The sequence below is a fragment of the Caballeronia arationis genome (assembly GCF_001544975.2).
GTDB lineage: Bacteria > Pseudomonadota > Gammaproteobacteria > Burkholderiales > Burkholderiaceae > Caballeronia > Caballeronia arationis.
On record NZ_FCOG02000179.1, the window covers coordinates 1 to 9,525 of the forward strand.

Consider the following 9,525-nt stretch of genomic DNA (forward strand, 5'->3'; position numbering starts at 1 on the left):
GCGACCGAGTCGTCAAATCCCGCCCTAAACGCTACACCGTTCGATACCTCAAAAAGAACATTAACTGAACGGCATTACGCCGCAGCGGGTTCTTCTCGTGCATTCGCGAACGAAATCGCGTTACTTCTTGCCCATCTGGAACGCGAGATCCGACGGCATGTGCAGCGTCGATGCCGCGAACGGCAACGGCTCTTCCTCTGGCCGGTCCATCGGCTGATGCTCCCCGACGATGAGCGGCGTCACCGTGGCGCTCGTGCCCTCGGACGTCTTGAGCACATGCGCGATGTGCTCGGAGAGGCGCAGCGTCATCGCGGCAATCGTGATGGTCGGGAAGTTCGCCCCCACGGTCGGGAACACCGAGCTGCCAGCAACATAGAAGTTGCTCATGCCATGCACCTTGCAGTTCCGGTCGACGACGCCTTCCTTCGGCGAATCGTGCATGCGCGTCGTCCCCATGTGATGCCACGTGCCTTCGAGCTGCGCGGGCCACGGCTTGCCTTCCAGCGTCGCGTCGAGTTCGACATCCGCCACGCCGCCGCGCTGCAGTTCGTCCGCGAGGAGCGCAACGGTGCGGTCGAACGTGCGCTTCACGAGCTCCGTCACCTGCCAGTCCACCTTCACACGATTCAGGCCGAGACTGTCCTTCTTGTCCGAGAGCGTCACGCGGCTGTCGCGATTCGGCTCGGCCTCGACGATCGTCTGGATCTTCACTTCCGTGATGAGCGGACGCGGCTGCAAGAGGCGCGCAAGCCCGAAGCACGCGGTATCGACCGGATGCGACATCATCGTCATCAGGTCCTGCGTGAAGTTCCAGCCCGGCTGGTCCTTCTGGAGCAACGCCTGCTTGCAGCGGATCAGCGCCTCCGAACCTTCCGTGTTCTCGCCCTTGAAGACCGAGTAGAACCACGAGCGCGCATTCAGCAGCTTTTCCTTCTCGAGCACGTCCTTCGTCAGCGCGAACTGCGACGAGATGAACGTGCCGTGCGCGGCGACCGCTGTATTCTGATAGTGATACTTGATGTCGTAGAGCTTGTTGCGCGCCCACGCCTTCTTAAAGTTCACCTTCGCCGACATGATCCGTGGATGGTCCATGAAATAGCGGCCCACCAGGTCATGGCCGTTGCCGAGGCCCGCCTTCTGCACCTTGTTCGACGAAAGCAGGAGCCGCGCATTCTCGATACCGCCCGTCGCCAGCACGAAGACCTTCGCCTTCACCGCAAAGCGCCGGCCCGACAGCGTGCCGACGTCGATCTTCGTGACGGACTTTGCTTCACCGTCGGTGTCGATGTTGAGCGCGTTCGCATACAGGAAGACGCGCACGTGCCGCGCGTTGAGCAACTCCTCGCGATACACCTTGCCGAAGCGCACCGGCGGACTGAACTGCGAGATCGTATCGCGCACCTTGCCGGTCGGGAACGGATGACGCCGCACGTCGTTGCGGTGGATCGCCGCTTCCCAGTATGCCGGCTCGAAGTTGTTCTCGCCGAGCTTGAGGAGTGCGTGCGTGCGCGCGTAATACGGGCGCAGTTCGTCCAGGCCGAAGGGCCAGCCGCTGTCCTTCACCCAGTCGCGCTTGTCGAAATCCCACGGATCGAGCGGACGGCACCAGCCGCCCCAGCAGTTGCTGCTGCCGCCGAGAAAGCGGCTGCGGCAACCGTCGGCGAATTCGTACGGCACGCCGACGTTTTCACCGCGATACAGGTCCCGTGTATCGCTATCGGCCTTGTAGCCGCCGCTTTCCAGCAGGCAGGCACCGATGCCCTGTTGTTCCAGCTCCCGCGCGAGCGTAATGCCCGCCACCCCCCCGCCGATGATGCACACCGTGGTCTCGATGACTGCGCCATCTTCTATGCTACGGCTGTCGATGAACATGCCCCGTACTCCCTCTCACTCGTGCTCAGCGATTCTTCTGGTCCACGACCGAACCCTTCGGTCGAACCGACACGCTGTCGCGATCCACAATCGATACGCCGCTTCCGCCCGCGGTCCCTTGCGCCATGATGGCGACAGGACTCGTGCAGGAGTCGGGCGTCCTCACCGGTTCCCGACGATGCAAGCGGCGACAGCGACGGCTGTCCCGCGCGGCAGCGAGAACTTTCAAGCATTGCCTCCCGTGATATTCGACCCAGAAGAAATGGCCGACCCGCCAAATTGGCGGCGCTTACGGCCAAGCTGACGAGCCTTGTGTCTCTTCCGTCACCTAAGGCAAATGCGTCCGTTCTCTCCTGACGGTTCGCATCCGGTACTTTGATTCATGCATAGAAACCGTGCGCTGCGACGCGTGCTCGTGCAGCCACGTATGGCGAATTACGCGGAAAAACGCTTCTTGATGTATCGCACCGGATTACCGCCGTACACGCCTTCCGCTTCGAGCGAGCGATGCACGACGGACATCGGGGTCACGAGTGCCGAGCGTCCGATCGTCACGCCCATCTGCACCACACATTTCGATGTGATCCACACGCCGTCCTCGATGACGATCGGTGCGACTCGCAGGTCCATGTTGCCGGCTGCGTCGTGCGAACCCGTCGTGAGAAATACGCCTTGCGAGATGCAGACATTCGAGCCGATGCGAATCGATGTCTGGTTGTAGATCCATGCGTCGACACCGAACCAGCAGTTGTCGCCGACTTCGAGATTCCACGGCGCCTTCACGCGGATCGGATGCGGCATGCGGCAGTTCTTTCCGATCCGCGCACCGAACGCACGCAGGAGCGCGACGCGCAGCGACGAGACCGGGATCAGCTTGTTATTGATGATGCATGCTTCGAGGAAGAACCAGACGGTCTCGATGAGAAAGCTGCGTTTCGCGACGTAATTACCCGGACCGGCCTTCGACAGGTCGATGACCTTGCCCCGCGCATTGACGCCTGGCGTCTGTGCGCTTTCCTTGCTGCCGGCCTGGCCGACGCAACGTTCCTCTATCGCCCTTTCCATTTGACCGATCCCCGCGTAATGGCCGTGCACTTCGAGTGCTTTTAAGTGCCTTGCTCAAGGGGGCGTTTGCAGCCTTGAAGACTCGCCTCTCATTGATCATTTAAACCGATCTTTGTTGAAATCGATTATGGTCGAAGGGTGCGAGAGCCCGCGTGCGCTACTGCACGAATGGCCGCATGAGAAAGACTTTTGGCGGTAGCGGCCGGGCACTCGGAATATCCTGTTTTCATGTACGCACGCATGCATACGAATGCGCTCTCCCCGGCGGAAAATTCGTCTGGCGAGACCATCGACAGCCCTGCCGGCACGCGCCGGATCGTGGGCGCACAGGAGAACTTCATGATACGCAAGATCCGCTCGACCTTCCTTCCGCTGTTCGCGGCGCTGTGCGTTCCGGCAGTGCTTCTCTGCACGCAGGGGGCGCATGCGGCGCCGCTCGGCAATGGCGCCGATGCGGCCGAGCTCGACATGCTCGGCACGCCGAAGGCTTATGCGGACCCCTACGGCACGCCGATGAACGGCAAGGGTGGACAGCGCGGGCCCGTGACGAATGCGAACGCGCAGACGGTGCAGGGATCGTCGCCGACGGACAAGTTGCTGGCGAAGCAGGATGGCGTCGAGCAGATGCCCGGCCAGGGTGGCGGCCGGGTCCAGTTGCGTCCGCTTGCGCGTAATCGCGATGCGAAGATGATGCAGACACCCGACGGAGCGGCGGCAGCGTTGTACCAGCAGCCGGTGGGCGGCAAGCCCGTTGTCGCGGCCAAGCCGCGGGAGATTTACAAGTCACCGTGGTAAGGGTGGGTCGCTGGCGCTTGGGGTAGGGTCTGGTCGGTTGTACCAGTGCTCTCATGAAACTTGTGTTTTTCGCGGTCGATTAGCTCGCCCCTGTGCGGGGTTCGACGATGTCAAAACTCCGGGGCCTTGTCGGCAAGCCTTTGCGGCCGGTCGAAAAACCGTCGGCACAACGATTCGGCACGAAGCGTTTCCCGGAATCGGCTTAAAACGTGAGCCGGTTTAGAGTAACCGCTCGGCATAGTCGCACGCGTCGCAAAAAAGATACGGTCGCTTCTAAATCCGGTCCTCCAAAACGGCCGTGGTGACGCCCGCGCGCCGGTCCAGAGCGAAACCACCCGCGCTCGATCCGCCGTCGCGCCCAAGGCGCAGCAAACGTGCCGAAACCGGTCCGGGTCGTTTCGGATCGATCGCGAATCGCGATTCCGCTAAACTAAAGTTTAGTCGGACGCGTTCGCGTTCGGCGCGATCGAAACGGGGCGCACAGCGATGACGACTTACGACGAAATCAACGACATCCTCAACGAGATCGAGATCATGACGACCGAGATCCGCGAAGGCTTCGTCGAGATGAACGCGTCCATCGATCGGATTGAAGACGAGATCGCGGCCACGTCCGCAACGTTGAAACGGATCGACAAGCTCGTGACCGATCGTCTCGCGAGGAACACGCCATGACTCGCGACGAGATTCGCGCCAACACTGATAAGAATCTGCTCTAGGATCCGTCGCCGCCTTCGGACTTCTAAGCGCAGGCGTTCGCAGGAACGAGCAGTGCTAACAAGCGGACACCACTCCTTTGGAAGAGGCTCGCAATGTCAGCGCCGGATTCCCTTTTTTCGCAATTGCTCGATTTGCCGGTCGGTGCGGCTCTCGTTTTGCCGCTTGGTGTGTCGGTGCAAAGCGCTGAGGGTGCCATCGCATCGGTCATCGAACAGCACCCTATGCGGCGCTTTGCAAAAGGCGAACATATTGCACAGCCGCGCCATGGTGAAGCCCTTCATAACGTGCGCATCGGGCGCCTGCCGGATGAGCCGTGATCTACGAGGGATTGCAATTCCGAAAATAGAACACGTTTGGACCGTCTGCTAAATGTTTGTTTCCCCTTTTTCATGAGGATGAGTCGAGATGAGCACGAATCTTCGCGATGCAGCCGCTATCGCTTGTGGCTCGTTATCGTCGCACGCCCAAGATCTAATCGAATGCCTGCTGTGCGCGACGCGGGTTCCTCAGTTTTCCGAGCAAGCGCTCGCATGGGATTGGTTCACGGGATATTTTAGCGAGACCGCGCACTTCTGCCCGGACTGCAGAAGGTCGCACGCGGTCTTTGTCAACCAGTTGCGAGCGCTATCGCAGACGGATCTCGCCAGGACGCATTCGCTCGTCAAGCTACGCGAAGACTACGTTCGGACCTTGCCGTCCACACTCAACGATGACAATCGCTCTGTATAGCCAAGTCGAGCGCTCGCGTTCTCGCGAGCCCGAAACGGCTTCGCCGCACGGCGCGCCCGGTCGCGGCATTTTCGGACGCGCATCGCGCGAGTAGAAACCGCTGGTGAGCCCCGACCCTTTGTCGGATACCTACTTTCGCCGCGAGCGGCTCCCAGCGCTGCGCCGTGAGCCCGGAAACGGCATCGACGCGCGTCAACGTGAGTCCACGGCTGAGCCGGTGCGCCCGCCTCGCAAGGCTTTACGCATCCGCCAAGCGCTCGATGCTCACGTTATGGACCGCTTCGCCCTGACTCGGCTGTGCGACGTGTTCGCCTATCGCAAAGCGCCGCATAGGGTGCTGCTCGATGACCGATGCGATGGCACGCTCAGCGGCTTGCATCGGCACGCCAAGCGGCAAGACGAGCGCCGCACCGAGCGGCAAAGCGAGCAATTGCGCGAAGAGAGAATCGGGAAGCCGTGCCATGGCGGACCTTGTTCGTGGTAGGCGGTGATCTGCCTTATAGCACTGCACGTTCCCGCGAAGCCGCAGATGTGCTCCAGGACGAAAAAACGCCCGCCGGGAGTGAGTCGGCGGGCGTGAAGTCCCTTGAGAGGACACAAGGCAAACCGCGCGATGCTTGCCGGGTCGCGCTATCCCGGGTTCGTGCCGCCGCGCACCATGAGCGAAAGCAGCGGCACGGCAAGACGACTATTAGCTCGACGACTTTGAGCTCTTGCTGCTGCTGGCCGCGAGTGGCGTGGTCGGCGTGAGCGTACCGGTCAGCACCAGCCGGGGGTTCTGCACGACTGCGGCCAGCCGCGTCTCGCAGCGGATCGTCGTCGCGTTGGTCACGAAGTTTTGACCCTCCTCGCTCGACAGATCAACACGCATCCCCGTGCGGTTCGCCAGCACCGCGCCGGCCGGCGTCGAGGCGAGCAGGAACGAGCCGAGCGGGATCGCGTTGCTGACCGCGAGCGTCGCGCCCGCGAGCGAGGTCGGCGCGGCGGTGAACGGCGCCGTTTGATAGTTGCCGGCGTCGTCCTTGAGCAGCAGCAGACCCGCCCAATCCTGCGGGTTCAGGCCAATCGCAGCACCGCCCGACAGCCCGCCCAAGCCGTACAGGGTCGCCAGCGCGAGCACCAGCGTGTCATATGGGCCGCCGACGGCCGCGCGTACCGGTTCCAGCAATGTGTCCTTGCCTATGCCCGGTTGCCCGCTCAGCAACAGGGCGTGATTGATTTTCGTGCCGGGGTGCTGCGTGGTGTGCGCGATCCAGTTCGCGATATGACCGGCGTCCTCGGGATAGATCCGGTGCAAGTGATCGAGCCAAGGACCGGCCTTACGCGCATCGCCCGCGATCAGTCGCGGCGGATTGTAGAGGTTGAAGATGCGCGCGCCGGTGTGCGCGTGCCAGCCGGCGGCTTGCATCACGCGATTCTCGATCAGTGCCGGTTCACCGGGCACCCACACCATCTGCATGACGGGCCGATGGACGTCGAGCCAGAGCGACGGCTTTACTTTCGCGCCGTCCAGGTGGCGTGGCGGCAGCTTCGCGTTGACGCTTGCCCCCGGCCAAAGCTCTTGCGAGGGTACGTGCAGATAGCTGTGCGTCGGCAGGTAGGCATGAAAGTCGTCATAGCGATAGCCGAGCGTCGCGAAAGGTATGCCGGTGATGCGCTCGCGTGACTCGTCGAGCACTGCGCGATCGGGATAGGGCGAGGGTAGCGAATAGCGAGTCTCAGTCACTGCAATAGCCCTCGGCGTGCATCACCCGTTGCACGCTGCGCAGCAGGCGATCGTATTCGGTTGGAGTGACCGCGCCACGGCGCGCGATCGCGCCGATCACGAGCACGATCTCGCACAGTTCGAGCGTCAGCGCGGCGAGGATTTGCGCGGCCGACCAGCGACGTTTGACCGGCTTCCCCGAGCGTACGAGACCGGCCGCGCCGGATTCGCGAGGCGGGAACAGGTCTGCGAGATCGAGCCCGAGCGCGCCGACGACCTCGGCGATCGCGCAGCCGGCAAAGCAGTGGACGAGCAGCACGCCGTCGGGCTTCTCGGTGATCGAGAGCGACGCTTGCCGGTCCTCATGCGCAGGGCAGCGCGCGACGTAGCGGCCTGGTCCGACTTCACGGACACCTTCGAGCCGGTTGAGCAACGTGTCGGCGCTCATGATCGCGTACGCCTGACTTGCGTCGGGTCGGACGTGCTTCTATGCTTCAGATGCGCGTATCCCCATGACGCGTTCGGATCGCCCTGGTACGGTGCCCGAGCAGTTCCGCCCGCGTCGGTCGCGCGGGCGCCTTCCCCCTTGCGAACGTTCATGATTGCCCCCGGACAGGCCGCGCTTCGACTTTGGCGGAATGGATTCGCGCTGGCATCGCGCCGCCTCACTTGCGTTCGGCTGACTTGGCGCGAGCGTTAGCAGCCTGCTTCAGAAGCCACGCTTCGATTTCGCTGACGAGCCAGTAGCGCGCCGCGGATCTACTCAAGGTGGACGGTTTCGGAAAAGTCGGATCGATCCGCACCAGGCGTTTGACCGTCGGCACGCTGACGCCGAGCGCGGCGGCGACGACCTGCATATCGATCGCACGGACCGTCATCGGTTGGGCCGGCGCCGGGACCGGCGCTATGACCGGCTCCGAAATCACGGCTCGCGCTTCATCTACTTCGACCAACGACGCCTTGTTCGCACGCGGCTTGCGCTTGCTCGCCGTGATCTCGTCCACGTCCATGTCGTTCACCCTTTGATCGCCGATTAATTTGAATATTTTTGGCGGCGGCGCGGAATAAAACAAGCAAACAAGAGTTTAGTTTTGCGAAGCAACAGAGAGAGATTTTTCGCGGGCCGAATTTTAGAATTGACGGCTATTACCCGTCCATTGACGAGTTTTGACATGCGGCTAATCCGAAAAAAACAAACTTCGCGTCGATCGTCGCATTGCGCGACGATTCGACTTATTTCGAGAGAGACCCGTGGCGGGTTTTCAGGCGGCGTTCTCGTTATGAAAACGGCCGAACTGCTCGACGAGTCGCTCGTAACGATGATGGACCGAGGCGTTGGTCATCCGCTCGTAGCGCTTGAGCGACTTCCAGTCCTTGTGGCCGCTGAATTTGGCGACGTCCGGGATCGACATATGAAGTTCGAACAATCGCGAGATGCCTTCATGTCGCAGATCGTGAAAGTGGAGATCCTTGATCTTCAACGTTTGACACGCGCGCGGAAACAGTGTCGAGATCGCGTGCTTGTTGTGCGGGAAAATCCGGTCCTCGCCGTCGATGCGCGGCTGACGACGAATGATCTCCAACGCGGCGGGCGTGAGCGGCACCATCTGATCGTTCGCGTCTTTGTTTTTCGGATCTTTTCGCGCGCGGATCATGATCTCGCGCCGTTGCTCGTGCAGATCGCTCCAACGAATCGAGGTGAACTCGCCCGCGCGCATCGTGGTTGCGATCGCGAAGTCGATGATGTCGGCCATCGGCACGCGGCGAGGCCGCGACTTTGCCGGCGCTTTGAAGTACGCGCGCAGCCGCGTGAGTTCGTCCGCGCTCGGGCGGCGCTTGCGCTCTTGCGACTGCGAGACGATCTTACGGGTGCGCAACGTTTGATGGATTTCGCGGATCGGGTTCTCGATCTGCAAACCGAGATGATCGTTCGCGAAGTTGATGACTTGCGAGAGACGCGAGAGATTCGTCGCGACGGTCTGCGGCTTCACGGTGAGACGGCGCGTCTCGGCGAACTTCGTGATCGCGTTCGGCGTGAGACGATTTATCGGAATCTCAGCAAGATTACTTTCGGCTATCAGCTTGAAGCATGACAGCGCGCCGCGCTCGATCAGCTTGACGACAGTCATCGTTTGGCCGTCGCGATCGATCGGCGTGAAGTTGCCGCGCTTCATATCGTCCTCGACGCGGTTCGCCCACGCGTCCGCTTCCTTCCTTGTCCGGAACGTTTGGATTTGCGCGGGGAAACCTGCGCGGCGGACCTGGACTTTGTACGTCCCGGCCGGCGTGAGTCGGATGGTAGCCATAAAGATAGTGTGTCGAGTCGAAGTGGAAAATCTAGCGCGAATTCCGGCACATCGGGGCGGCACAAACAGCCGTCAAAATATGTCACGGAACAGATAATTCGCGTTCGGCACAACTAATATAGGCGGGTTCTAAAAAACTAAACACTTGTTTCCGGAGCCTTACGGGATAAGCCTTTGAGCGATTCGTTCGGGTGCTTTTTTTGACTGACGGAAAGATAGTCCGTAGAATGCGGGGCGGCAGTCACTTTCTTTGCTCCTGCAAAGAAAGTAACCAAAGAAAGCAGCTTTTCAGGCAGCAGTGTCAGGACGTGACCACGCTTGCGGTACTGAGTG

At 61.4% G+C, this 9,525-nt stretch carries 11 protein-coding genes; 3 read left to right on the forward strand and 8 right to left on the reverse strand.

Annotated elements, in window-relative coordinates:
• Positions 1-120: 120 nt before the first annotated feature.
• Complete coding sequence (locus AWB81_RS37765; RefSeq protein WP_062643130.1) at positions 121-1,872, reverse strand: FAD-dependent oxidoreductase; 1,752 nt, start codon at positions 1,870-1,872, stop codon at positions 121-123.
• Positions 1,873-2,307: 435 nt separating this feature from the next.
• Positions 2,308-2,937 (reverse strand): DapH/DapD/GlmU-related protein, encoded by a 630-nt coding sequence (locus AWB81_RS37770; protein ID WP_062643132.1) that lies wholly within the window; start codon positions 2,935-2,937, stop codon positions 2,308-2,310.
• Positions 2,938-3,165: 228 nt separating this feature from the next.
• On the opposite strand from AWB81_RS37770, the gene AWB81_RS37775 reads away from it, so the two are divergent.
• The 3 genes from AWB81_RS37775 (at position 3,166) to AWB81_RS37785 (ending at position 4,769) form a co-directional block, all read left to right on the forward strand.
• Positions 3,166-3,732: a hypothetical protein gene (locus tag AWB81_RS37775; protein WP_062643134.1), complete on the forward strand. Its 567-nt coding sequence runs from the start codon at positions 3,166-3,168 to the stop codon at positions 3,730-3,732.
• 486 nt (positions 3,733-4,218) lie between these two features.
• A complete protein-coding gene (locus tag AWB81_RS37780; protein WP_062643136.1) occupies positions 4,219-4,407 on the forward strand; it encodes a hypothetical protein in 189 nt (62 codons plus the stop codon).
• Between the two features lie 137 nt (positions 4,408-4,544).
• On the forward strand, positions 4,545-4,769 hold the full coding sequence (locus AWB81_RS37785; protein ID WP_062643138.1) for a hypothetical protein: 225 nt from the start codon (positions 4,545-4,547) through the stop codon (positions 4,767-4,769).
• 650 nt (positions 4,770-5,419) lie between these two features.
• On the opposite strand, the gene AWB81_RS37795 is transcribed toward AWB81_RS37785, so the two are convergent.
• The 6 genes from AWB81_RS37795 to AWB81_RS47555 all read right to left on the reverse strand — a co-directional run.
• A complete protein-coding gene (locus tag AWB81_RS37795; protein ID WP_062643142.1) occupies positions 5,420-5,644 on the reverse strand; it encodes a hypothetical protein in 225 nt (74 codons plus the stop codon).
• Between the two features lie 228 nt (positions 5,645-5,872).
• Entirely contained in the window at positions 5,873-6,907 is a 1,035-nt protein-coding gene (locus tag AWB81_RS37800; RefSeq protein ID WP_144444307.1) for a phage major capsid protein, read from the reverse strand.
• A complete protein-coding gene (locus AWB81_RS37805) occupies positions 6,900-7,334 on the reverse strand; it encodes a hypothetical protein (RefSeq protein ID WP_062643146.1) in 435 nt (144 codons plus the stop codon). The genes AWB81_RS37800 and AWB81_RS37805 overlap by 8 nt, the downstream gene beginning before the upstream one ends.
• 217 nt (positions 7,335-7,551) lie before the next feature.
• Positions 7,552-7,959 (reverse strand): helix-turn-helix transcriptional regulator, encoded by a 408-nt coding sequence (locus AWB81_RS37810; RefSeq protein ID WP_144444308.1) that lies wholly within the window; start codon positions 7,957-7,959, stop codon positions 7,552-7,554.
• Positions 7,960-8,148: 189 nt separating this feature from the next.
• The gene (locus AWB81_RS37815) at positions 8,149-9,192 is read right to left on the reverse strand and encodes a tyrosine-type recombinase/integrase (protein ID WP_062643151.1); all 1,044 of its coding nucleotides are present in this window, start codon (positions 9,190-9,192) and stop codon (positions 8,149-8,151) included.
• 137 nt (positions 9,193-9,329) lie between these two features.
• Positions 9,330-9,525 (reverse strand): hypothetical protein (locus AWB81_RS47555; RefSeq protein WP_235026116.1); only part of this gene is annotated, 196 nt, incomplete at its 5' end.

What these genes read in the sequence shown, in the direction of transcription:
- AWB81_RS37765 (WP_062643130.1), bottom strand. Translation starts at nt 1,872, where the DNA reads ATGTTCATCGACAGCCGTAGCATAGAAGATGGCGCAGTCATCGAGACC.
- AWB81_RS37770 (WP_062643132.1), bottom strand. Translation starts at nt 2,937, where the DNA reads ATGGAAAGGGCGATAGAGGAACGTTGCGTCGGCCAGGCCGGCAGCAAG.
- AWB81_RS37775 (WP_062643134.1), top strand. Translation starts at nt 3,166, where the DNA reads ATGTACGCACGCATGCATACGAATGCGCTCTCCCCGGCGGAAAATTCG.
- AWB81_RS37780 (WP_062643136.1), top strand. Translation starts at nt 4,219, where the DNA reads ATGACGACTTACGACGAAATCAACGACATCCTCAACGAGATCGAGATC.
- AWB81_RS37785 (WP_062643138.1), top strand. Translation starts at nt 4,545, where the DNA reads ATGTCAGCGCCGGATTCCCTTTTTTCGCAATTGCTCGATTTGCCGGTC.
- AWB81_RS37795 (WP_062643142.1), bottom strand. Translation starts at nt 5,644, where the DNA reads ATGGCACGGCTTCCCGATTCTCTCTTCGCGCAATTGCTCGCTTTGCCG.
- AWB81_RS37805 (WP_062643146.1), bottom strand. Translation starts at nt 7,334, where the DNA reads ATGAGCGCCGACACGTTGCTCAACCGGCTCGAAGGTGTCCGTGAAGTC.
- AWB81_RS37815 (WP_062643151.1), bottom strand. Translation starts at nt 9,192, where the DNA reads ATGGCTACCATCCGACTCACGCCGGCCGGGACGTACAAAGTCCAGGTC.